The organism is Chryseobacterium pennae (assembly GCF_003385515.1).
GTDB lineage: Bacteria > Bacteroidota > Bacteroidia > Flavobacteriales > Weeksellaceae > Chryseobacterium > Chryseobacterium pennae.
On the sequence record NZ_QNVT01000023.1, the window covers coordinates 75,762 to 98,682 of the forward strand.

Here is a 22,921-nt window from a genome sequence, read left to right on the forward strand (position 1 = left end):
ATGGCTAAAGCTAAGAATTGAATCGATTTTATCGATTCTGATGAAGCGATAGTTTTTGATGCGTTAAAGGTATTTAACCATATAAAGACATAGATTTTGAAGTAATTATCCAGAATGTTTTCAATATCATCTGTGAAATTTGTACAATCTGTGAGAACCTATGTTTAAGCTCCCACAGATTGCGCTTCCTTATCAATAGATTATTCGATAATCAAACCATATTCTATAGCCAGTTTAATGGCTGAGCTCAGATTAGAGGTCTGGAATTTTTCAATAAGATTTTTTCGGTGACTTTCTACGGTATGCGGGCTTATAAAAAGCTTTTCGGCCATTTGATTGGTAGTCAATCCTTTTGCTGCTTCAGCCAGAATTTCCTTTTCTCTTCGCGTTAATTTAGGTACCTGACTTAAGCCGTCTGATGATTTTTTCTCCAAAACAGAACGGGTTTGTGAACATAAAAACCGGTTACCGGCATATACGGTATTAATCCCTTCCAGGATTTCGGAAACTGAAGCATTTTTCTGAATATAGCCTAATGCCCCCTCAGCTAAAGTACTGTTGATGACAGGCAATTCATTGTGAACGCTAAGCATAATAACCTGAAGGTTCTCATATTTTTTCTTTAATGGTTTTATGAGTTCTATGCTGTTGATATCTGCTAAATTGATGTCTAAGAGTAAAATATCGACTGTCTGTTTTTTCAAACCGGCATTCATCTCTGAAGCGTTTTTGAAGCAATCTACAACGTCTATATTTTCGTTATTTCCTAAAATATTTTTCAACCCTTCCAATAGAAGCGGATGATCGTCTGTTATGGCTACTTTTATCATGTTTATTGGGTAGGAATTTGAAGTTCTATACTGGTCCCAATATTTAATTGGGAATTGATATTCATTGTTCCTTTTAAAAATTGTATTCTTGATTCTATATTATGAAAACCTGCAGTTTTTCTAAAGTCTAAGTCGGAGAGGTTAAATCCTTTACCGTCATCTTCTACAGTAAGATGCAATATATTTTCTTCTTCACTGATCTGAATAATAATTTCAGTGGCTTTAGCATGTTTTATGGCGTTGTTAACCAATTCCTGAATGACCCTGTAAATAAGCAGCTGTTTTTCTTCTGATAAAGAATTTTGGTAATTGATAAATTCGGTATGAATATTTAATGCGCTGTTAGACATTCGGGAAGCAAATTCCTGAATAGCAGCTACCAGACCGTATTTCATGAGTAAATCAGGCATTAAATTATGGGCTACCCTTCTCAGTTCTTCTACTGCACCATCAATCTGATTAATTGATTTTGAAATCCCTTCTTCTATGTTTTCAGATTGATTAGGATTCAAAATAGACAACTGAAGTTTCGTTCCTGAAAGTAAACCTCCTAATCCGTCATGAAGATCCCGCGCCAGGCGGCCACGCTCCTGCTCCTGCCCTTCCAGCAATGCAGTAAGCGTAGAGATCTTGGAGTTTTGTTTTTCTTTTTCCATGGCTAAGGCATGTAATTCGTCTCTTTGCTTAATTGATTTTACCCGTTGTTTATAGGCGTAAAGCAATAGGAAAATCAGGATGATGAAGATGAAAATAAAAACAATATAGTAGGTGTTAATTTTTTCTTTGAAGGCCAACAGCTTTTTATAACTGTTGATATCGTTGTTCTTTTGCTGGGTTTCCAGTTTTGCCAGACGAAGCTGCTGTTCTTTTTTCTCTGATTCAAGTTCTGAAAACTTTAGGCGTTCCCTTTGATTTTCCTCTACCAGTTTTAAGTTATTGTATACCTGTTCGCGCTGTGCACGCAGAATGTTGATCAGTTTAATTTGTTGTGCTTTTTTATCACTTTCAAGCTGCAGCTTTATATATTTTTGTTCCTGTCGTTCTTTTTCAAACTGTGACTCTAATCTTTTGGTAATATCCAGTTTTTCCTGATCATAAACACTTTTGTATTGATCTACATACCTTTTATAATAAGTCAATGCATCTTTGTAATCACCCTGTTCTTCGCTGATTCGCGATAAAGATTCAAGAATAGATAATTCTATATTGTGGTCTCTGACAGGGCTTTTCCCAATTTCCATAGAGGCTTTCAGGAAATAAGATTTTGCCAAATCGTAATTTTTATCCTGAATGGCCAGCTCTGCCAAAATCCCAAATGAAGAAGCAATATGAATAGGATCACCGGTCTCCAGACTTATTTTGTTGGCCAGTTGAGCATATTGCATGGCTTTATCAGGGTTAAACTCGATATATAAATTGGCTAAATTAATGGCTGCATAAGAAAGATTGCTCTTATTGAGCATAGATCCTTTATTTTTGTTGAAAGTAGCAATAGCCTGCAGATAATACTGTTCTGTTTTGTTTCTCAACTGTATATCTGAGGGATTTTGAGCATATTTCTGTTCGTACATATAGCCCATTCGCATATAGGCATCGAAAATAAGATTGGGATCGTTTTGTTTGGAAGCTAGCAATAGAAACTGTTTGCTGTATTTTTCTTCCAGCTGATATTCATTCAGGTTAGAATAAATAGTGGATAATTCTTTGGCTACATTCCCGAATCTTCCGTACAATGTAGAAGTCGTTGGTGAATTTTCATAATAATTAATTGCTTTCAGGTAAGCAGTAACAGCTTCTGTCGTTTTATTATTACGGGTGAGAATCCAGCCTTTAGCATATTCCATATAGCCTTTAGCTTCATTACTATTGGTTTTTAGGCTATAGATCCTGGCCATGTCCAGACTTTTTGAAGATTCTGCTTGTTTATTGTCAAGTCTGTAATTCATTGCCTGCACAGCATACAAAATGGTAGCATATTTCCCGTCATTCTGTTTTGTTGCAATGGAAATGTTATGGGCTAAAATCTGATAGGATTCCGGTTTAAATTTATGGAAAAATAAGGCCGTAGCATATTTAGGAGCCAGGCTCAACTGCTCTGTTGTTTTGTCTGAAGCATTATTATATTCCTTCTCTAATTTGCTTAAAACATCTTGTGCATAAGCAAAAAACGGACAAATGCATAAAGTCAACATCAATAATAACCTGTACATCAAAACCTTATCTCTATTAATTTTTATTGTGGTAAAGAACGTAAATATAAGTAAAATACCTGCGAAGCTATTAAGAGTAATTAATGGCTTTTTTCAGCTTTCTTTTATGCCTAATCAATCTAAGAATTCAAACCTGCAAAAGAAAATTACTTATGTAAAAAACCTAATAGTTTAGCTGTTCTGATTTTTATATTCAACAAATTCTTGTAAGGAATCAGAGTATGAATTTATCTCTAATGCCGAACGTAGTGCTACATCAGGATGCTCATTTACCGATAAAATGAATACAATATTCTCAATCTCTAAACCTAAAATATTAAATAATGACTTTTTAGCTTTTTTCATTCCTAATATATAAAACTGTATGTTTTTTTCAGTTTCTTCTTTTTCATCAGCTCCATTTTGAAGTTTTGGCAGCATTATTTCTCCAAAATAGTCTCTAATATCTTTATTAAATTGATCTAAAAAATCATCAGCATAAACACCATCATCAACTGTAATTACCCATTCATCAAGTTGCCACTTTAACTCATCATATTCTTCTTTTAATTGACTATGTGATGCAACAGCCAGATATGAGGTTATACAAAATGAATTGCAGTGAATGGTCATTCCATATATTTTATCATTATTTTCTGTGCATTTTTTATACAAGTACAAAAACTGATCAACTATTCTACCTATTAGTTGATCAAGATTTTGCTTATGCCATAATTCCATTCTTTATACTTTTACCTGGTAATTTTCAATTGTCAGTTCTTTCAGATTATGTGTATTCTAAACAAATAACCGCTTTTTTAAGTTCTTTGTCATAAAATAAATACAATAGATCAGCTGATGCATTTTGAAAATCATAGCCTTCTAAACATCCAATATAATCCATTACTTTATTATCTTTTTTATATGGCTTCTCAATCAGGTTATCTCCACCGAAGTGAGTTTCTTCTAACGGAAGAGCTGCCGTATTCAGCTCATCAAAAATTCCAAAAACCTTCTTCTGAAGACGCTCTTCCAGATATTCTGAATAATTATCTTTCTCCAGATTTTCAACTGTAAGTTGACGTAAACGTTCTAAACGACGGATATCATCCACCATTAAGCCCGGTCGATCATTGTCTTTATCATAAAGCTTATTCTGTTTTTGATAATATTCTTTTTTCAATTGATACATTGCCTCATTCATATTGTATTCAATCTCTAGATCTGAATATTTATTTCCATAATCTTCCGGAGAAATCTCGGTATGTACTGAGAAATAATTCCAGTCTGCATCAAATTTATATTTGCCATCAATGACATCAAAGCCAAACATATCTGCTTTGGTATATTCTGTATGATATTCCGGTTTATTTTCTCCAACGCAGCCATCGTAAATTTCTTTTACAGAAATAATATGCAGCCACTGATCTTCCGATGGATTGATAATTTTCAGGTTAATTGAACAAATCGGAAGAAAATATTTTTTATGATTTTCAATATCATCATGAAATACATCTTCATATTCCGGAAAAATTTTTATTAAATCTGTCATTTTATTTTCTTGTTAGCTTTAACTGTTTCCCTTCTTTTGTAAGATCAAAAGTCATATTTTTTGATGGTTTGAAAATCTGTGTTGGTGCATCACAGAACTCAGACTTACTCATACTGTCGATTTCCATTTGTATTTGATTCTTTTCTGTGAAATAATACCTTCCATGTATTTCTGTAAAGCAATCATTTCCACACTGCCAGGCATCATAGCTTTTGAATTTTTCTGCATCTAAAAAGTGTACTGCATGAAAATTGAAAATCAATGCCGTATCTCTTGGAGACATATAATAGGTTTTCACTCCATCCGGAGTGATAAGTCCGCCTTCATTTACAATCCATTCGGTATTTTTCAGATAATTCGGGAAGTTTGTTTTTTCCCGTTCAGGTTCTTTGCAGCTGAATACTGTAATCAACACCGCAAACAGAAATGGGAAAACAAAAATATTTTTCATTGTCATCATTCTTTATAGTTACTTATTCAAAGTAATCGAATCTTTGGTTCAGTTTTTCAAAAGCAATTTCTTTATTAACAATTTTTTCCAGTTCATCAAAAGTCAACATGCCTTTAGCTTCAAATTCACCACCATTAGAAGTCTTATAGGTGTATTCAAACATATCACGTTTATAAATATCTTCTAAAATTTCAACTTGTTTTGGAGTTAAATATTTCCGGTGTGTGTTTAATTGGTTTTGCAGATTAATCTTGATTTCTTCTTCAGAATCTCCTTCAAACATAGAATATTCATCCATTTCTGTCAAAGATTCTAAAAGTTGTCTGAAAATAAAATCCTGAAGGTTTTTAGCTAAAATTTCAGCATCTGAATCATGACCAAAAAACGTAATGGGAACTTCACCACTGACCTCCATATCAAACTGAAAAACATACAAATCCCCTGCCCCATTTTTAGCGAAGGGAACCATCCTGTATTTAGGGTTAATATCATACACTTCATGCTTGATAATTTCTCTGATTCCGTGACGATAAGCAATAGGATCCCAGATCTCAATATCATTTCCAAATAAAAGCAAAGGTGGATTTTCTTTGAGCATTGGAAAAACATTGGTATACCAGCCGTTTCCTTCTGCCCCCCAATCGAGCATTTTATCAGTATACAATTGCTTGTAGAGTTCGGGATAGGTAAAATTATATTCTTTTTCTAAGTCTTGTAAAGTGTTCATAGATATGTTTTAAACAGGTTTTCTAAAAATCTCAGGGAGTTCCCAAGCTATTTTTTTCTTTTTGTAATCAACTTTCTCATCAGTTTGAGGGTTATAGCTCAATATTTCGGGATAATGGTTGTTTTCAATCTTATTAATAATTCCCTGCAGCATTGTGTTTGTATAGGTATAAAGAGAACACTCGGTATACAATCGCCAGAATACCAGCACTGCAGTTCCTTTGTCACAGAACCGATTCTGTAATACCAATGCTGCATACTCAGGTTCCTCTATAAAATAAGCAATGTTGAATAGTTCAATTGTAGATTTAGCCCATCTGATATTGTTTTCCCACTCTCTGTCAAACCATACTTCTACATCGCTTTCTTCATAATATATATAACTTTCTTCGCCATTTGTTTTTTGAAAAATCCAGTCAGGAATCATAAATTCACTGTCACAAAATGATGTAGGATCAAACTCAATCGCTGTTTTTTGATAAAAATGATTGGGATAATTTTTCAGAAGTATTTTCAAAAGGGTAAATACCTCATTTTGAGATTCATTCTTGAGTGTGTGATCTAATGCATACTGTTGGAAATCCTGCGGCTGTGCCAACCAAAATAACTCCAAGGCAGTTGCTTCAGAGCAAACAGGGCTTTCTGCAATCCATTGTAAAACTTTCACCCCATCATCCCAGTTATGTTGAGTAGCAAGATAATGCAATTCTTCAGACGTTGTTAATTGTTTGAATTTTGACTCTTTCAACTCATTTTGTAGAATGCCTTCGTAGAAGTTATCGTTGATAAAATTTTGTTGTTCTGAGGTAAGATTTATCATTACATCTTTTTTTTAGTGATTGGCTACTGTAGCTATTCTTTTAATCAGAATTCATTTTTCAGGGATTGGAATTACAATTTCGTTATTTCCAAAATCATCATCAATCCACCCATGAAATCCCATGCACATTCCATCACCATCAAGAGTGTTGAGTTCTTCAATCACTTTTCCATCTTTATATAAAACAATATTGGTTTGTAGTGCTAAGTGGTAGTTTTCATTTTCTAAAGGATTAAAAATTCCGTCCATTTGCATCATCATTCCATAAATAGTATTATCAATAGCTTTCAAATGAGCTTCACGAAGGGTTTCATCTATCTCTGACGGTATGTTACCAATTGCATATTTCCGGATATTTTCAAAAACAATATAACCTACTCCATGCTGCATCCACAGTTCACGATCACGCTTATCTGATGGTGGATTTGCCAACTTTTTTTTCATCATAATAATCTAATGTTTGATTCAATATTCTTCAATAAGGGCTTCCCATTCTGTTAAAAGATAATTTTCAAAATTAGGATACAATGTTGAGCTTCTGTTTTGGGAGTACATCTCATAATTGTAAATTGTTCCGGAATGGCTATCTAAAACCAAAACATCGGACGGAAAATTGGAATTTATAACTAAAAAATGATCTGGTAACTGAAACTCCTGCCGTGCATAAACAGTGGCTCCATAAAATGTGTACTGATTATCACTCAATGGATTTTCAGGTAAAATTCCATTGGTATGCAACAGGTCAGGAATTCCGCCGCCGCCGTATTCAAGCAGGTAAGCTTTCAGAAAATCATCAAATTTTATTTTTAAAGCATTCTCTACTCTGCTGATATTTTCTTCGGAATTGGATCCATAAAATTTAGGATCTTCATCCAGTATTTCTGCTTTTTTAATCAGTTTAATAAATTCTTCAAGCATAACCTTTTTTTTGAGATTTATATTCGGCGTATTTGTCATAAAATCCGGAGATAGACTGAACCTATTATATAGTGTCATTAGATTTTTGCAAAGAAATTAAAGGTTTGATGAGCAACAAGCTGTGGATTTCTATCTGATGGAGTATTGATCTTATCTTCGTACAATTCAATTCTTATGATCTTAACATCATCCGGTATTTTGTAGATTTCATCTTTTGTATAATTATATCCACTCACATCAGCACTTTCTTTACCAGGAATCTTTTTGATCTCTACGTAATATCGTAGTGTAATGGTATTGCCATTTCGTTCTCCTTTTTCAAAACCAATTTTTCTCACCTGATGAACAGAATGTCCACCGGAACTGATATTTCCCTGTATTCGCAACTGTAGCGTTTCAGCATTTTTTGAAAGCATGAAAATCATTGGGTTAAGGCGCTCTACAACCGCCTTAAGAGTTGTATATGTTTGGATTCTCCCTGTTTCAGGAATCTCTTTGGTAACCCGTTGCGGTTCTGTGTAGATGGGAGTCACCTGCAATTTCTGAGCATTGCTTTTACACCCTAGCAATGCAAAAAATGAAGTTAAAATCACGAAATGTTTCACCCTCTTCTCTTTAATAAATCTTCGAATTAAAGGTAATCAAAGATGTTGGCTCAAAATATCCCTGATAACGGTGGTTTTTAATGGGTTAGAATGCAATAGTTGGAAGCCGGGAGCCGGAAGAAGGAAGAAGGAAGTCATGATGAACATAAAGAATAATTGTTGATCTTTTAAAGTAATTTAATTACGAAATGATCATTGCCAATTATGACAGAAGGTAACTTCCAGCCTCCTTCTTCCAGCTTCTGGCAATATTTATCATTCTTTATATTCTTTTCCGGAATACACATCAATATAATAATACACAGTTTCTCCTAAAGTATTTTTAATACTCACCATCCCTTCTGAATTAATAGACTTATAAGCTTTTGATCCGATACTCTTCTTAGTCTTATTGTCCAAAAGTGTATACAATCCGTCTTGTTCTTTTTGAAGTGCATAGATTTGTTTCTTGGTATCCAAAACTGAAATATCATAGTATTGAGGTTTTATTTCCCAGATCTTTTCACGGCTGTTCCACAATCCAATGGTTCTCAGTTGCTTTTCATCTTCAATTGCGATAAGGTAGCAGTCATCCATTCCACTATAGTATTTTATTTTTCCGAATTTCCAGTCTTTGTTAATGAACTCATCGGGCAAAATCATTTTTCTATCTGGCCACACCAAATTTCCGACCCGGTCCAAGACTTTAAAATCATAGCTACCAATGGAATCCGTAATATTCCCTTCGGTATCGATATAAAGCCAGCTATAAGCCCAAATGTCATGATCATAATTAAAAACACCCAATAAAAAATATGGGGAATTGGTGATCGAATACACTAGAGAAGTTTTTCTAATAAACTCAATCTGCGAAGATGTTGCTTTTGTAATTTTCCTGGGAAATACCTTTTCATATTGTGGGAAAATATAAACATCATTGGTTTTGTTATCTGCTAAAAGCTTAGGTACTTCCGGTGCATACCGTTCTTTATTGACTTCATTCAGTGTTATGATTTCTTTTTCAAACTGTACTGAAAGGGTTTCAGAGCCTTTTAATCCGCTGTGAATTGCTTTTTTCTGACTTAATCCATACATTGAAAATTCTGCATCTGAGCCTTTGAGCCACCGTTTATTTTCTAACAGCTCTGCAATATTGTTTTCAATTTTATGTAAGCGGTTCTTTTTAACTTCATAAAGAGTTCCGTTCCAAAATACATGGGTCTCGTCCACAGAAATGAAGTTGAGATAATAATTATCTTCTAAATATGGAACATCTTCACTGAGTAGCACTTGCTGACTTTCTACTACTCCAATTTCTATTTTGTGATAGGTCTGTTCTTTTTTAATGCCACTTCCCATAATATTCCAATCCCATTTCCAGACCGGCATTTTCTTCTCATATTCAATATCTTTTTTATAAAATGTAAGCCCGTTGATCACATTCAAATTGATTTCCTCAGCTGAAAAGCCTAATACGATCTTTCCATTTTCATCGATGGCAGCATATTCATTTTTTTCATTTACAACAACAGCAAAACCTGTAGAAGTAAATACGGATGCGCTTTTGAATTTTTGATTGATGACAGGTTTCAGACTTGTTTTATCTACGTACATAAAAAGTTTCTGCCTGGTTAAAAATGGGACACTATTTATGTTCTTCATTTTTGAAGGATCTGGTAAAGATTTGTTTGTTTTTTCCTGTGTACAGGCCATAACCGAGGTCAACATAAAAAAGATACTACATACTATTGTTTTCATACTCCGAAATATTCATCAATATTAAAGAGGTGTAAAACATAATACAATCCCGATTATCAGCTATATTTTATAACAGGTAAAACGGTTTCTGTTTCATACTTCGTTTTTTAATAGTCTTCCTGATCTCAGGGTGTTAAATTAACGTTAATGATAGGTTTACCCGTTTTTTTTATTCCGATCAATTATTATCTTACATCAATGTATTCTGAAGATTTCCTATCTACATTTGTGAATATAAAAAGTTGAATAAACTAATCTAAAAATAAAAACAATGAGCACACTAAAACTAAAAGACGGAACAGAAATCTATTACAAAGACTGGGGAAAAGGCGAAACCTTATTTTTTCATCATGGCTGGCCATTATCCAGTGATGATTGGGATGCACAGATGTTTTTCTTTCTGGAGCAGGGTTACAGGGTTATTGCCCATGACAGAAGAGGACATGGAAGATCTGAACAAACTCCTTATGGCCATGATATGGACACCTATGCTTCAGATGTGGCAGAAATTGTAGAGGCATTGGATCTGAAAGACGTTATCCACATTGGCCATTCCACTGGTGGTGGTGAAGTGATCCGATATGTTGCCAAATATGGAAAAGGAAGGGCTTCCAAAGCAGTTTTGGTAAGTGCGGTAACGCCCATTATGGTTCAGAATGAGAATAATCCTAATGGAGTTCCCATTGCTGTTTTTGATGATATCCGAAACAATACAGCCAACCACAGACAGCAGTTCTTTATTGATATAACTTTCCCTTTTTACGGGTATAACAGAGAAGGGGCAAAAGTGTCTGAAGGAATCCAGCGAAACTGGTGGAGACAGGGAATGAGCGGTTCTATTAAGGCGCATTACGATTGTGTAAAAGCTTTTTCTGAAACAGATTTTACAGAAAACCTTAAAAGTGTGGAAATACCTGTACTGGTAATGCATGGCGAAGATGATCAGATCGTCCCTTTTGAAACCACGGGAAAAGTGGCTGCTACCTTACTTAAAAACGGAAAGCTGATTTCTTATCCAGGTTTCCCTCATGGAATGCCTACTACAGAAGCAGAAACGATCAACAGAGATCTTTTGGAGTTTATTAAATCTTAAAAATACACTGTGTGCTATTCTGATGATAGTTTTTCTGAAGCCTTACTGATTTCTTCAAAGAAATAGATCAAGCAGCTGGAACTTATCCGCGTTATGAATATGATGGATTTATTAATGATCATTATTTAATTCATTCACAACTCACCTGTAACGACAAATTTCAGACAGAAAAATTTATAGTACCCTGAATGCATAAATTTCTTTTATTCATGCATTCAGGGTATCAATATAAGAGACTTCCTCTGAAACTTAAAAATTCCTTTCAGGTATCACTTTTTTTTCGTACTTTTGCACACTATTATTCCTAACGTCTTTAGGAGTAGCCAAAACAGATATTGATAACAAAAACAATAAAAAAGCAAAACAATGCCAAAATTAAAAACGAAATCAGGTGCTAAGAAACGTTTTGCTCTTACTGGAACAGGTAAGATCAAAAGAAAAAACGCTTACAAAAGCCACATCTTAACTAAGAAAGAAACTAAGCAGAAGAGAAATCTTACTACTACTTCTTACGTAGCTAAAGTGGATGAGAAAAGCGTTCAACGTCAATTAGCAATTAAGTAGTTTTTATAAATCTATATTCGGTTTATAAGAATTCAAAAACAAATTCAAAATTTTAACCCTGAAACGGTGCCAATTAAGAGTAACATTTGTTACCGCCCTTTTCAAAAAAAACAATTTAAATTATGCCAAGATCAGTAAATGCAGTAGCTTCAAGAGCTCGCAGAAAGAAAATTTTTAAGCAAGCTAAAGGTTTTTTCGGTAGAAGAAAGAACGTTTGGACTGTAGCTAAAAACGCGGTAGAAAAAGCAATGCAATATGCTTACCGTGGTAGAAAAGAGAAGAAAAGAAACTTCAGAGCACTTTGGATCACTCGTATCAACGCGGGAACTAGAGAGCACGGAATGTCTTACTCTCAATTTATGGGAGCTCTTAAAAAGAACAACATTGAGCTTAACAGAAAAGTTTTAGCAGATTTAGCAATGAATCACCCTGAAGCTTTCAAAGCTGTTGTAGATCAAGTAAAATAATGTAGAATACTATTTTTGTTATCAATATAAGTCCCGGATTTTTCCGGGATTTTTTGTTTATATAGCTTAATGGCTCCATGGTATAAAAAATAATATGATAATTAGGTAATCTGATGAAAATTAAATTAGTTTTAAGATCAATAATACAACAAGATAAATCATTATTGAAAAATCAATTAAATAGCGATTAATAAAGCTAATTAAGCGAAATAAATAATGATTAATTCATATATTAGCAATTGAAAAATAATTCAATTGAATAAATGAAAAAAATAGCTGTTTTTTTATTTACATCCTTAGCATTACACCATATTGGAGCACAAAATCTAATACCGTCTTATAAGACCAGAGCGGATATGGTTTCTCAGGCAAATATTAATAACAACCTTCTTGAGTTTTCTAATCTTGGGGTAAAAACGACCGGATCATCAGAAAATACCAATGCATTTAACTGGCTTAAAAATAAATATCTTTCTTATGGATATGCCGCAAACCAGATACAGGAAGATCCGTTTACCTTCTGGGGAGGCGATTCCAAAAATTTAGTGATTACTAAAACAGGTACGGTGTATCCTGATAAGTATATCATTATCTGCGGACATTATGATACTATAGTAGGACCAGGAGTAAGTGACAATGGAAGTGGCACTTCTATTCTTTTGGAGGCAGCTAGAATATTAAGAAATATTCCTACAGAATACTCTATTAAATTTATTCATTTTTCCGGAGAAGAACAGGGTCTGATAGGCAGCTATCATTATGCTGATAATATTGCTTATCAGGGAAATGTACGGAAACAGGATATTAAACTTGTCTTTAATATTGATCAGGTAGGTGGTCAATTGGGAAATAACAACAATACCATTACCTGTGAAAAAGATATTAGCGGGCAATCTGCTAACAATGCGGCATCTGCTGCTGCAACGCAGGAACTGGCAGTATGTACCGGCCTCTACTCTCCTCTTCAGACTTATATTTCCAATGCCTATAGCTCAGACTATATCCCTTTTGAGGAGAAAGGATATACAATTACCGGGTTTTATGAGCGTATCAAAAGTAATAATGAGCATTCTGCGGATGATACTTTGGCCAATATCGATCCTGTATATGTGTTTAATGTAGGAAAAGCGGCTGTAGGTGCATTACAACATTTTGCCGTTGCCTCTACATCTAATGACATTCTGGGAACTCACGAAACTGCTGCACAAAAGGATTTGGAGACAGTCAACATTTATCCTAATCCTGCAAAGAATCTGCTAACGGTTGAGCTCCCTCAAAGTAATCTACCTTTCAATATTGAACTTTCTGACATGACAGGGAATGTATTACTCCGTACAGAAAACCAGCGGAACATAGACACTACCTCATTAAATAAAGGAGTTTATATGGTATCTGTAAAAACAGGTCAAAATCATATCATTAAGAAGGTAATCATTGATAAATAATCAGCCTTCAATAATGAATCAGTTGTTCCCTTGAAGTGTAATAATAATTCTAATAAAGATTGTATGATGAAAAAAATTACTGCTTTTTTATTAACTGCCATAGCAACCTATACTATAGAAGCCCAAAGTTTTATCCAGGCCTATAAAAACAGGGCTGATGCTGTTTCCCAAACGGATATTATTACCAATCTTCAGGAGTTTGCGGGTTGGGGAATTAAAACAACAGGTTCTCAAGCCAATGCCAATGCATTAAACTGGCTTAAAAACAAATATCTTTCTTATGGATATACTGCCAGCCAAATGGAAGAAGATCCCTTTACTTTTGGGGGAGGCAGTTCCAAAAATTTAATCATTACGAAAACAGGAACAGTGTATCCTGATAAATTCGTTATCATTTGTGGACATTTTGATACCATCAATGGCCCCGGAGTGAATGACAATGGCAGCGGTACTTCCATTATTTTAGAAGCAGCAAGAATTTTAAGAACAATACCTACTGAATATTCTATTAAATTCATTCATTTCTCTGGAGAAGAACAGGGACTTCTGGGAAGTTTCCATTATGTGAATAATGTTGTTTACCAGGGAAATAACCGTGTTCTTGACATTAAACTTGTTTTTAACCTGGATCAGGTAGGTGGTGTAAAAGGAAATAATAATAATACCGTATTCTGTGATGAAGATAAAGGTGGTGTTTCCAGTAATAATGCAGCTTCTGCTGCAGTAACTCAACAGCTCAGAAACTGTACCACACTCTATTCTACACTTCAGACAGATGTAGACCCTGCTGAAAATACAGATTACATCCCTTTTGAAAACAAAGGAGAAACCATTACAGGTTTCTTTGAATGGAACAGAAGTAACTTTCCGCATACAGGCAACGACACTTTTGCCAATACAGATCCCGTATATATTTATAATATAGGAAAAGCGGCTGTTGGTGCTTTACAACATTTTGCTGTTGCTTCAGGAACATTAGGAACGGATGAAGTTCGTCCAAAAAACACATTGGAAAACATAAAGCTTTACCCAAATCCTACTAAAAATTTTATCAGTATTGAATTTCCTGATTCTAATATTAAAAATTTCAGTTTTGAAGTTACAGATTTTCAGGGACACTCACTCCTTAAAACTTCCAATAAAAAAAGAATTGATGTCTCCAGTCTTGAAAATGGTGCTTATGTTGGTGTTATAAAAGCTGGAGATCAGACTGTGGTAAGAAAAGTTATTATTGCCAAGTAATTTTTCAACCTTAACAATTTTCATTTTAAATACATTAAACCCTTTGAAACCCTTCAAAGGGTTTAGTTTTCAATTAACCATATTTATAAGCATTCTACAGAATCACTACTCTATTTTATATATTCCAAATAAAATACTATGGCATTCATAAAATATTACACACTTTATTGTGATTTATTTACTACATTCGTGGTACCAAATAAATAAATTTATATGAAAAGAATTACCACATTTTTATGCACTTCACTGATTATGCAAGCTATGAGTGCTCAAACTTTTATTCAGGCTTATAAAGACCGGGCTGATATGGTTACTCAAACTAATATTACTACAAATCTTCAGGAGTTCGGCAATCTGGGTATAAAAAAGACAGGATCTGTAGCCAATGCAAATACTTTAACCTGGATCAAAAACAAATATCTGTCTTACGGATATACTGCCAGTCAGATTGAGGAAAGTCCTTTTACCTATGGTTCAACGAATTCAAAGAATTTAATCATTACTAAAACAGGAACGCTTTATCCAAACAAGTATGTAATTATCTGTGGGCATTTCGATACAATTTATGGACCTGGAGTAAATGATAATGGCAGTGGAACGTCTATCATTCTGGAAGCTGCCAGAATATTGAAAAATGTTCCTACAGAGTATTCTATTAAGTTTATTCATTTTTCCGGAGAAGAACAAGGATTGATAGGCAGCAGTCATTATGTTAATAATGTTGCTTACCAGGGCGGTGTCCGTAAACTGGATATAAAACTTGTTTTCAACCTGGATCAGGTAGGTGGTGTAAAAGGAAATAACAACAATACCGTATACTGTGATGAAGACCAGGGTGGTGTTTCAAGTAATAATGCCGCATCTGCTGCAGTAACCCAACAGCTCAGAAACTGTACAGCACTCTATTCTCCGCTTCAGACTGCTGTAGATCCTGCTGAAGACACCGATTATATTCCTTTTGAACGAAAGGGTGAAGTGATCACCGGTTTTTTTGAAAGAATAAGAAGCAGCTATCCTCATACTACCAAGGATACTTTTGCGAATGTAGATCCTGTTTATGTTTATAATATTGGAAAGGCTACTGTGGGTGCTTTACAGCATTTTGCAACAGCTTCCACAACCTTAGGCGCAAATAAAACAGCTCCACAAAACTCATTGGAAAATATAAAGCTCTACCCTAACCCTGCCAGCAATATTCTTAATATTGAATTGCCTGATAAAACAGCAAATTTCAGCTTTGAAATAACAAATATATCAGGAAGAACTTTATTGAAAGTGAATAATGAAACTAAAATTAATGTTTCTACCTTGGAAAGAGGTGTTTATGTAGGGATTTTAAAAGTTGGGGAACAGACGTTCGTTAAAAATATTATGATTGAGAGATAACCTATTAATAAAAAAAACAGAGCAATTTGCTCTGTTTTTTATTTATCTGTATTACATTATTTTTATTCTGCCGCTATTGAAATTATTTTCTGAATTTCAGAATGAAGTCTTTCAGTAATCCATCTCTGATCTTCGAGATCCAGTTCTTTGAGCAGATCACCATTATTTTCATTAAAATCAGTAATAATATCCTGTAAAAATTCAGATTTAATTTCAGAGATACGAAGCATATTATTGATATCCAAGGCCCCTACTTTAGACAGCACACTCTCCAGCCGATTTTGTGACACATACGTTCTTAATTCATCAATAATAAAGGAAAGATTTTCAGCTTTCGAAGAAATATCAGGAATAAATGACCATTTCTCAGCTTTATGGAACTTCTCTTCTTCATCAAATTCAGGATTTTTCAATTTGATAATCGGCCGATTGGATAATAATTCGATATTTTTCAAATTATAAGGTTTGATCACAACTCCTTCTATGAGGTTTTGCTCCAATTCCGGAAGGTTAAACTGTTGGGTGGGAATAGGAGAATTTATCCTGGTGTTAAAGTTCAGAACTTCATTAAACTTCCCTATTAATAAAGGTTTTACGTAAGGAACACCAAATTGCTCAAAATAAGAGACTGCAGTTTCATAATCAAGATAATACTTTGTCCCCTGTTCATTGACGATTCCTATATCAAAAGCACAAAAATGGATATCCGGAGCGTAATAGACTCCTGTTTGGATCGCCTGTACATGTTCAACATCCTGAACATCAAGGTGAGGATATTTCCCTCCAAACAATTCTCCGTAGATAATATACCTGCTCCCCAGAATTACAGCACTCAAGTGCTCAAATAAGCTGATTATCGTACTTTCTAACTGATTAACAACAAGCTGAAATCCAAAAAAATCATCTCCCCAATTAAGATATTCCCTTCTTTTGGCATATTGAAGCTTATGATCTTGATAGGAAAAACTAAAATTAGCACCATGAACTTTTTCGGTCACTACCCATTTTAATTTATCTAATTTTGATAGTTCATTCTCATTAAGCCCAATCTTCTTTAAGGTATCAGGCATTTTCTCATATCCGGAAAATTCATTCATTTGGTTAAAAGTATTATTAATTGGGGGTAAATATAGCAGTTTTTTGTAATATGGTGATTTCTTCTAGTTAATATAGAAAAGCCCGTAATGTTTTTTTTGTTATTATTGAAAATATGATACTTTTACTCTTGTGAGTAAATTTTCTTTTTAAATGATCCGACAAGCCATTTAAGTGCTTGTTATAGCTGTTGCCCAGGACTCAGAATTATGCCCAAAATTCAGTTTATTATCTGCATAGTGCTATAGAAAATGATACAACTTTTGACATATCGATTGATCAGATTATTAATTACTGCGGTTCTATTCCTAAAGAAATAATTTTGGCAAATAAAACTGAACCTGAACAGATTCGTTTCATAGAGCAGCCCGAAAAGAAAGATAAGCAAACCATTTTCAGACTCGGATAGAAAATGCTTACCAATTTTCGCTAAAAATGCCGGTACTTTATAACATAAAATCCACTGCAATTGTGATAGGTTTATTTTTACTATCAATCGCGGACTTCAAGTCCACGATATCTGTGGGGCTATAACTACTTTTGTTCATCGCTAGAATTTTTAACATTAAAATATTCAGGCCATTTCGTTTTAGTATCAAATACAGCTTTTTCAAATATTGCATTTTCAATTCCTAAAACATATTCAAAATTTGCTCCTTTTAAATTTGCATTTCGAAAATTTGCTCCTTCAATATTTGCTCCCTCAAAATTTGCATTTTGAAGATTTGCATTTTCAAATAAAGTGGAAATTGATGTACTATTCTTTAATACTGCATTTGATAAATCCGTATTTCTTAAATCAGCAACAATTAAGTTAGCTGATTCTAAATTACACCCGTTCATTTTTGCATTGAATAAAATTGCCCCTCTAAGATTAGAGTTTTTAAAACTTGAACCTGTCAAATCGGCATCTTCTAGATTTGCTCTATGAAGATTTAAATTTTCTAATGAGATACCATTTAAATGTTCAAATGGTATTACTACATTAATATCCGTAGCGCAATATATTATCATATCTTTATCTTTATACTGGTGAAAATAACAGCTTTCTGTGAAACTGTAAAAGCCTTCTGAAGTGGGTACAAAATCCAGTTTCCATGCTAGGGGATCTCCTATATTAGGAAAGGTTGTTCCGAGATTTCCGTAAGCCTGTTCTTCAAAAGCAGATTCGGTACGACAGGTCAGACAGATCGTTCTATTCCTAAGTATTATCCTGAAGATTTATTTTTCTTGTTCTGTTTTCTAATACAAAACAGAACAACATAAAACACAAAAACCTCGCAAACTGCGAGGTTTTATCTTGATCTTCCACATTAAAGGATTCGTACGATAACGAAGAAAACAAAACTATGGCAATATAAGTCTATATTTATTTTGATTCTTTAATCGATAAACATATATTTTGTTTGTAGTCTTTGTTGAATCAATCTCAACTTTTATCGGAGTTTTTTTTACGTAATCAATTCCGTCATCATATTCTACAACTTTTTTAATTGGATGATTAATAACGAAGATGTATTCATCTGTCTTACTAAGTTTAGTATTTGATAAAATACTAATACCAATGTTTTTTAAATCATAATCCGATATTATATATCCAAAACTTTCATGAAAATACGAACTTTTAAAAAGAGAATCATTAAAAATTTTGAAATTATATTCGCCCATAAATTCAGTATCAACTCTCTTTTCTCTATTAACAAAATAAATGAGAAAAAGTATTATTGATAATATAGATATTCCTAAAATTATTTTTTTATTCATGAGTAAGGTTTTTAAGGGTAGACTCTAAAGTTTCCGGATGGAAGGCTCATTGTTTGTGATGGTTGCTGACCGTTTTTAAAATATTGCCAAACTCCACCATAATACCATTGAGTAGTTGCTTGACCAGAACCATTAAAATTAACCTTTTTATTTGTTCCTCTAACTTGTCCAACTCCGGTATCTCTACTAAATCCTTTTGCTAACGTTGTCCCTGCAGTCATTGGTGCAGCGTCTGGATTATTAGAATTACATGTATTTAAAAATAATGTAGCATTTGAAATATCAGCTTTAGGGTCAGGTAAATCTGATATTTCCTTTCCTGGGGTTTGTGAACTGTTAGTTTTTCCGTTATTAGTAGACACAATATATTCCCCATCCTTAGTTTCAAGATTATTATCAGGGTCTATATTTAAATGTAACTGTTGATTGCTTCCATGATGATTCATGACAATTTCAGAAGGCTTACCTTCCATATCACCCCAATCTTGTGCAAAATCTTTTTCTGTCATTGCATCACTAAGAGCAACGCTCCCTTTCCCAAATTTCTTTTCATACTCAGCATATTGTTTCATCGTTTGATCACTAAATCCATCTGCAGCACTCGGATTATAAAAAATATAAACTTTTACATTTTTTAATTGATCTGAAGATAGTTCTTTTCCATTTTTATCTCTCCAGTCCTCATTTTGCATTCCATCCGGATCAATAAACCTAATTGGATTGTTAAACGCATAGTTGTAAGGGCTATGACGACGCATTTTCTCTGCTAAAGGATCAATCACGCTCCATCTCCCAATGTCTGGCATATATTGGCGAGCTCCAAAGTCGTATGCACCGGTCTCTTGCAACTCCTTACCATTGTACTTATACTGATAATCCCCCTCGCAATTTCGAGGGGGGATTTGTTATTAACATTATTTATTGAAAAGATTTTGCATTGTTTGTATATTCAATTTTATAATGATTTTTATCTCTTTCAACATATATAAACTTGTATTTAGGCAATTGTTCTTTATTTAATTTTATTGTCTGCTCATTATCAATAATGATTGTAACTTCTTTATTATTAAAAATTAAACAAGAGTTTGCATATCCTAACATTGGCAATGTTTTGCTTTTTTCATTGAGAACTATACTATCCCCATTTTTGACTGTAATAAGATTATCAAACTGCGATGTAAAATCTAAAAACGATTTATTTTTATCCTGAGCATTAAATTTTTTAATCATAACTCTTGATCGTACATTATCAACAATCTCCATCTCTGTACCATATATTTCAGTTGTCTTTAAAGCAGAGCAGCTTATAAAAACAAATGAAAAACAAATTACTATTCTATTAAAAGTTTTCATTATCTAGTTTTTGGTTGTTGTTGTTGTTGTTGTTGTTGTTGTTGTTGTTGTTGTTCTACTAGGTTTATAGCATTAGTTCTCTGTTCTGGAGTTATTTTTGTACCCGGACTTCCGCTTCGCATTAAATTATCTGGAGATGATTTTAAAGTTGCTTTATCATCATGTTTAATTCCTAACGTGTGACCAGTTTCGTGAGCACCTGTTTTAGCCACATCAGACCTACCTTTATTATCAAATTTTACATATCCAGCCTCATCAGAACCAAGTCCGGTTGTGGTATAAACATTAATTTGAGTTCTATTTGTCTGTGTATTGTTATTAGTATCAGTCATTCCATCAGTACGAACTACAGCATTATCAATAAATTCTTGACTTTTACCTTTAAAGTCATCAACATTATTAGCGTCATAACCTATATTATAATCCCATACCATAGTTGATTTATCACTTTGGCTAAAAGTAATATTAACCTGATTTCCAGCAGAGTCTTTTCCTCCGAAAGAAGATACAATTTGAGCCTCACGTTCTCGAAGCAGTGTAGACATTTGTACATTCGAAAGAGCTCCTACCGTATTATTTACAGGTTTGTATGTAAGATGTAAGTTGACAGTTTTATTTTCCAAGTTTCTACTCGCTACCCATTCCAATCCCTCTAATTCCCTACCATCAATAACTCTGTTTTCTGCAAATGCATAAGGACTATTATAAACATATTTTTCTGCAAGCGGGTCTATAGTAATGAATCTCCCTAAGTCCGGCATATAATTCCTCCATTTGAAGGAGTAAAAGCCAGTTTCCTGTAATTCTTGTTCTTGGTACTTATAGTTTTTATAACTCCCCTTCCCAAAGAATGCATTCCCGGTCTTCAGATGGTTCATTCCAAATGGATAATAGTCATTGGCATCAGTAATCTCAAGAGCGCCTTTGCTATTTCTTCCAAAACTTATCCTTGTATTTCCAAGGTGATCCTTGTATTGGTAAATATAGCTAATTGATAATAAAAATACCACACAAATCCTTTTGTGTGGCAGCTTGGGTTATTTACAATTTATTTTAGGAGGTTGAGTTATAGAAATATTTGATGTAATTTTTTTATATCTAGTTAAATCTTTCATACAAAAAAAATAACTAACTCCTTTCTTCTTATCATCTATATTGTATTCAATAACATCTGTATTATATTCAATCAATCCATATTGTCCTAATTTATTAATTACTGAAGAATCTAATTTATCTTGACTATTATCATTCCAATAAAATATTTTACCATTATATTCTACATATTTTGTAGGCAACCTATTTAAAGGCTTATCATTTTCTATATAAAATTTATTTGCATTACCAATAATATTCACTTGGATAATATTATGATCTATATTTTTGTAAGAAACCGAAAAAATTTTATCATATTTTAGTAATGATGAAGTTTTATAAAAGTCATCTATAGCTTTCTTTACAGAGGTATTATAACTATCTGAAACAGAAGCTGTATTATTTTGTGCTGTACAAGATAATGATAATTGTAAAATTATTAGACATAAAAATATCTTCATTTTCATAGTATTTAATCATTTGTATAATCTACTTTTTCAACACCAGGTCCAGTTTCAGGTCTTGTTAATATTATAAAATTATGAACTAATTTGTATTCCTTCCAGCTATCCCTAAAATCTCTATCAGCTTGTGAAGCAGATGTACTAGCACTTCTACTATACCCCAATGTAGGATGCGTATGAAAACTAGTATTTGTATATAATCCACGTCTCTTTAAGTCATTTCGATTAATAGTTGTAATAGAGCTTGAATAAGAATTACCTCCATAATCATCCATATAAACGCTATTAATTTTGGCATCTTTCGAATCTTCATTAGATAAATAGGCTCCAGATAACTCAACTCCTACATAATCAAATAGCTTAACTGCAAAGTCTTCTAACTGCTTTAAGGTAGGTTGTCCTTTCTCTCCAACATCAATAATATTGTCACTAGTTTTAAAGTTTTGCCCATCCTTTAAAATTCCTTTCGCAATATTATCTACTTCTATTTTAGCTTCTCCTTTTTTATTATATGCTACATTTCCATTTTTATCTGTTTTAACAATTCTATCAGGAAGATTATTCGTTTCTCCAACTTGTTTTACATCACCTGTTTTTATATTAAAGGTGAAATCAGTCTTAGGAGCTCGTCCATCCGGATCAATAAACCTCATTGGGTTATCAAAAGCATAATTATATGGACTCCATCTTCTCATTTTCTCCGCCAGAGGATCAACCACACCCCATCTTTCCAGATCCGGCATATACATCCTTGCTCCATAATCATACATCCCCGTCTCTTGGAGCTCCTTACCATTGTACTTATAATTATAGCTTGGATTACTTCCTAATATATTATACCCTTTATGTTTCAACCCAAAAGGATAATAATTATTCTCCTCAAGAACTTCTATTCCCGTTCCATTTTTGAAATAACTCAATCGTACATTTCCCAAATGGTCTGCGTAATTGTAAATGTACTTATTATTTTCAAAATTAAAATAACTTTCTGAAGTAGGAACAAATTTCAAATTCGATTCTGTATATTGGAAACCATCCAGATAATCTGTAGCTAAGCCAGCCGTTCCTGATTTTTTAACCTTTGTTCCATCCGCTCTGTAGATATAATAAGTTGTTTTTGAATCTTGG

Annotated in this window: 25 protein-coding genes and 1 pseudogene; 6 read left to right on the forward strand and 20 right to left on the reverse strand. The window is 33.5% G+C overall.

The features are described 5' to 3' along the window. Window positions 1–200: 200 nt before the first annotated feature. The 12 genes from DRF65_RS20285 to DRF65_RS29290 all read right to left on the reverse strand — a co-directional run bounded on the left by DRF65_RS20285 (window position 201) and on the right by DRF65_RS29290 (window position 9,778). On the reverse strand, window positions 201–830 hold the full coding sequence (locus DRF65_RS20285) for a response regulator transcription factor (protein ID WP_115972567.1): 630 nt from the start codon (window positions 828–830) through the stop codon (window positions 201–203). Between the two features lie 2 nt (window positions 831–832). After that, window positions 833–3,040, reverse strand: coding sequence for an ATP-binding protein (locus DRF65_RS20290; protein ID WP_115972568.1), 2,208 nt, complete (start codon window positions 3,038–3,040; stop codon window positions 833–835). A gap of 171 nt (window positions 3,041–3,211) precedes the next feature. Next, window positions 3,212–3,760: a DUF4303 domain-containing protein gene (locus DRF65_RS20295; RefSeq protein WP_115972569.1), complete on the reverse strand. Its 549-nt coding sequence runs from the start codon at window positions 3,758–3,760 to the stop codon at window positions 3,212–3,214. Between the two features lie 46 nt (window positions 3,761–3,806). Further along, window positions 3,807–4,571 (reverse strand): hypothetical protein, encoded by a 765-nt coding sequence (locus DRF65_RS20300; protein ID WP_115972570.1) that lies wholly within the window; start codon window positions 4,569–4,571, stop codon window positions 3,807–3,809. Window position 4,572: 1 nt separating this feature from the next. Further along, window positions 4,573–5,022 (reverse strand): hypothetical protein, encoded by a 450-nt coding sequence (locus tag DRF65_RS20305; RefSeq protein WP_228438836.1) that lies wholly within the window; start codon window positions 5,020–5,022, stop codon window positions 4,573–4,575. Between the two features lie 22 nt (window positions 5,023–5,044). After that, entirely contained in the window at window positions 5,045–5,749 is a 705-nt protein-coding gene (locus tag DRF65_RS20310; protein WP_115972572.1) for an SMI1/KNR4 family protein, read from the reverse strand. Between the two features lie 9 nt (window positions 5,750–5,758). After that, window positions 5,759–6,568 (reverse strand): DUF4274 domain-containing protein, encoded by an 810-nt coding sequence (locus DRF65_RS20315; RefSeq protein WP_115972573.1) that lies wholly within the window; start codon window positions 6,566–6,568, stop codon window positions 5,759–5,761. 51 nt (window positions 6,569–6,619) lie between these two features. Then, entirely contained in the window at window positions 6,620–7,015 is a 396-nt protein-coding gene (locus DRF65_RS20320) for a hypothetical protein (protein ID WP_115972574.1), read from the reverse strand. A gap of 18 nt (window positions 7,016–7,033) precedes the next feature. Continuing rightward, complete coding sequence (locus DRF65_RS20325) at window positions 7,034–7,486, reverse strand: SMI1/KNR4 family protein (protein ID WP_165852278.1); 453 nt, start codon at window positions 7,484–7,486, stop codon at window positions 7,034–7,036. Between the two features lie 77 nt (window positions 7,487–7,563). Next, window positions 7,564–8,091, reverse strand: coding sequence for a hypothetical protein (locus DRF65_RS20330; protein WP_228438838.1), 528 nt, complete (start codon window positions 8,089–8,091; stop codon window positions 7,564–7,566). 255 nt (window positions 8,092–8,346) lie between these two features. Further along, the gene (locus tag DRF65_RS20335) at window positions 8,347–9,732 is read right to left on the reverse strand and encodes a hypothetical protein (protein ID WP_228438840.1); all 1,386 of its coding nucleotides are present in this window, start codon (window positions 9,730–9,732) and stop codon (window positions 8,347–8,349) included. Then, window positions 9,716–9,778: a hypothetical protein gene (locus DRF65_RS29290; protein WP_394337824.1), complete on the reverse strand. Its 63-nt coding sequence runs from the start codon at window positions 9,776–9,778 to the stop codon at window positions 9,716–9,718. Before DRF65_RS29290 ends, DRF65_RS20335 begins: the two co-directional genes overlap by 17 nt. 321 nt (window positions 9,779–10,099) lie before the next feature. On the opposite strand from DRF65_RS29290, the gene DRF65_RS20340 reads away from it, so the two are divergent. The 6 genes from DRF65_RS20340 to DRF65_RS20365 all read left to right on the forward strand — a co-directional run bounded on the left by DRF65_RS20340 (window position 10,100) and on the right by DRF65_RS20365 (window position 16,025). Next, on the forward strand, window positions 10,100–10,921 hold the full coding sequence (locus tag DRF65_RS20340) for an alpha/beta fold hydrolase (protein ID WP_115972578.1): 822 nt from the start codon (window positions 10,100–10,102) through the stop codon (window positions 10,919–10,921). 366 nt (window positions 10,922–11,287) lie between these two features. Next, on the forward strand, window positions 11,288–11,485 hold the full coding sequence (rpmI, locus tag DRF65_RS20345; RefSeq protein WP_034676300.1) for a 50S ribosomal protein L35: 198 nt from the start codon (window positions 11,288–11,290) through the stop codon (window positions 11,483–11,485). 122 nt (window positions 11,486–11,607) lie between these two features. Continuing rightward, window positions 11,608–11,952 (forward strand): 50S ribosomal protein L20, encoded by a 345-nt coding sequence (gene rplT, locus DRF65_RS20350; RefSeq protein ID WP_034694451.1) that lies wholly within the window; start codon window positions 11,608–11,610, stop codon window positions 11,950–11,952. A 263-nt stretch (window positions 11,953–12,215) separates the two neighbouring features. Then, window positions 12,216–13,397 (forward strand): M28 family peptidase, encoded by a 1,182-nt coding sequence (locus DRF65_RS20355; protein WP_115972579.1) that lies wholly within the window; start codon window positions 12,216–12,218, stop codon window positions 13,395–13,397. A 63-nt stretch (window positions 13,398–13,460) separates the two neighbouring features. Then, window positions 13,461–14,639, forward strand: coding sequence for a M28 family peptidase (locus tag DRF65_RS20360; RefSeq protein ID WP_317126207.1), 1,179 nt, complete (start codon window positions 13,461–13,463; stop codon window positions 14,637–14,639). Between the two features lie 213 nt (window positions 14,640–14,852). Next, window positions 14,853–16,025 (forward strand): M28 family peptidase, encoded by a 1,173-nt coding sequence (locus DRF65_RS20365; protein WP_115972581.1) that lies wholly within the window; start codon window positions 14,853–14,855, stop codon window positions 16,023–16,025. Window positions 16,026–16,087: 62 nt separating this feature from the next. Here DRF65_RS20365 and DRF65_RS20370 read toward each other — a convergent pair whose 3' ends face one another. The 8 genes and pseudogenes from DRF65_RS20370 to DRF65_RS20410 all read right to left on the reverse strand — a co-directional run. Next, a complete protein-coding gene (locus DRF65_RS20370; RefSeq protein WP_228438842.1) occupies window positions 16,088–17,122 on the reverse strand; it encodes an RNA ligase family protein in 1,035 nt (344 codons plus the stop codon). A gap of 532 nt (window positions 17,123–17,654) precedes the next feature. After that, a complete protein-coding gene (locus tag DRF65_RS20380) occupies window positions 17,655–18,134 on the reverse strand; it encodes a pentapeptide repeat-containing protein (RefSeq protein WP_115972584.1) in 480 nt (159 codons plus the stop codon). Between the two features lie 333 nt (window positions 18,135–18,467). Continuing rightward, window positions 18,468–18,884: a hypothetical protein gene (locus DRF65_RS20385; RefSeq protein WP_115972585.1), complete on the reverse strand. Its 417-nt coding sequence runs from the start codon at window positions 18,882–18,884 to the stop codon at window positions 18,468–18,470. Window positions 18,885–19,573: 689 nt separating this feature from the next. Then, window positions 19,574–19,759, reverse strand: a pseudogene (locus DRF65_RS20390) (RHS repeat domain-containing protein); the annotation flags it as partial. 43 nt (window positions 19,760–19,802) lie between these two features. Beyond that, entirely contained in the window at window positions 19,803–20,237 is a 435-nt protein-coding gene (locus tag DRF65_RS20395; RefSeq protein ID WP_123947400.1) for a hypothetical protein, read from the reverse strand. Continuing rightward, window positions 20,237–21,247, reverse strand: a complete 1,011-nt coding sequence (locus DRF65_RS28950; protein ID WP_228438845.1) for an RHS repeat-associated core domain-containing protein — start codon at window positions 21,245–21,247, stop codon at window positions 20,237–20,239. Before DRF65_RS28950 ends, DRF65_RS20395 begins: the two co-directional genes overlap by 1 nt. A 27-nt stretch (window positions 21,248–21,274) precedes the next feature. Continuing rightward, window positions 21,275–21,790, reverse strand: coding sequence for a hypothetical protein (locus DRF65_RS20405; RefSeq protein WP_123947401.1), 516 nt, complete (start codon window positions 21,788–21,790; stop codon window positions 21,275–21,277). Between the two features lie 11 nt (window positions 21,791–21,801). Continuing rightward, the coding region (locus DRF65_RS20410; protein ID WP_133297837.1) for an RHS repeat domain-containing protein at window positions 21,802–22,921 on the reverse strand (1,120 nt) is incomplete at its 5' end.

Bases quoted from the DNA above. Each gene is read 5' to 3' on its own strand.
- DRF65_RS20285 (WP_115972567.1), bottom strand. From the start codon at position 830: ATGATAAAAGTAGCCATAACAGACGATCATCCGCTTCTATTGGAAGGG.
- DRF65_RS20385 (WP_115972585.1), bottom strand. From the start codon at position 18,884: ATGAATAAAAAAATAATTTTAGGAATATCTATATTATCAATAATACTT.
- DRF65_RS20355 (WP_115972579.1), top strand. From the start codon at position 12,216: ATGAAAAAAATAGCTGTTTTTTTATTTACATCCTTAGCATTACACCAT.
- DRF65_RS20365 (WP_115972581.1), top strand. From the start codon at position 14,853: ATGAAAAGAATTACCACATTTTTATGCACTTCACTGATTATGCAAGCT.
- DRF65_RS20370 (WP_228438842.1), bottom strand. From the start codon at position 17,122: ATGAATGAATTTTCCGGATATGAGAAAATGCCTGATACCTTAAAGAAG.
- DRF65_RS20290 (WP_115972568.1), bottom strand. From the start codon at position 3,040: ATGTACAGGTTATTATTGATGTTGACTTTATGCATTTGTCCGTTTTTT.
- DRF65_RS20335 (WP_228438840.1), bottom strand. From the start codon at position 9,732: ATGAAGAACATAAATAGTGTCCCATTTTTAACCAGGCAGAAACTTTTT.
- rpmI (WP_034676300.1), top strand. From the start codon at position 11,288: ATGCCAAAATTAAAAACGAAATCAGGTGCTAAGAAACGTTTTGCTCTT.
- DRF65_RS20305 (WP_228438836.1), bottom strand. From the start codon at position 5,022: ATGAAAAATATTTTTGTTTTCCCATTTCTGTTTGCGGTGTTGATTACA.
- DRF65_RS20315 (WP_115972573.1), bottom strand. From the start codon at position 6,568: ATGATAAATCTTACCTCAGAACAACAAAATTTTATCAACGATAACTTC.
- DRF65_RS20380 (WP_115972584.1), bottom strand. From the start codon at position 18,134: ATGATAATATATTGCGCTACGGATATTAATGTAGTAATACCATTTGAA.
- DRF65_RS20310 (WP_115972572.1), bottom strand. From the start codon at position 5,749: ATGAACACTTTACAAGACTTAGAAAAAGAATATAATTTTACCTATCCC.
- DRF65_RS20325 (WP_165852278.1), bottom strand. From the start codon at position 7,486: ATGCTTGAAGAATTTATTAAACTGATTAAAAAAGCAGAAATACTGGAT.
- rplT (WP_034694451.1), top strand. From the start codon at position 11,608: ATGCCAAGATCAGTAAATGCAGTAGCTTCAAGAGCTCGCAGAAAGAAA.
- DRF65_RS20340 (WP_115972578.1), top strand. From the start codon at position 10,100: ATGAGCACACTAAAACTAAAAGACGGAACAGAAATCTATTACAAAGAC.
- DRF65_RS20295 (WP_115972569.1), bottom strand. From the start codon at position 3,760: ATGGAATTATGGCATAAGCAAAATCTTGATCAACTAATAGGTAGAATA.
- DRF65_RS20320 (WP_115972574.1), bottom strand. From the start codon at position 7,015: ATGATGAAAAAAAAGTTGGCAAATCCACCATCAGATAAGCGTGATCGT.
- DRF65_RS20405 (WP_123947401.1), bottom strand. From the start codon at position 21,790: ATGAAGATATTTTTATGTCTAATAATTTTACAATTATCATTATCTTGT.
- DRF65_RS20360 (WP_317126207.1), top strand. From the start codon at position 13,461: ATGATGAAAAAAATTACTGCTTTTTTATTAACTGCCATAGCAACCTAT.
- DRF65_RS20395 (WP_123947400.1), bottom strand. From the start codon at position 20,237: ATGAAAACTTTTAATAGAATAGTAATTTGTTTTTCATTTGTTTTTATA.
- DRF65_RS20300 (WP_115972570.1), bottom strand. From the start codon at position 4,571: ATGACAGATTTAATAAAAATTTTTCCGGAATATGAAGATGTATTTCAT.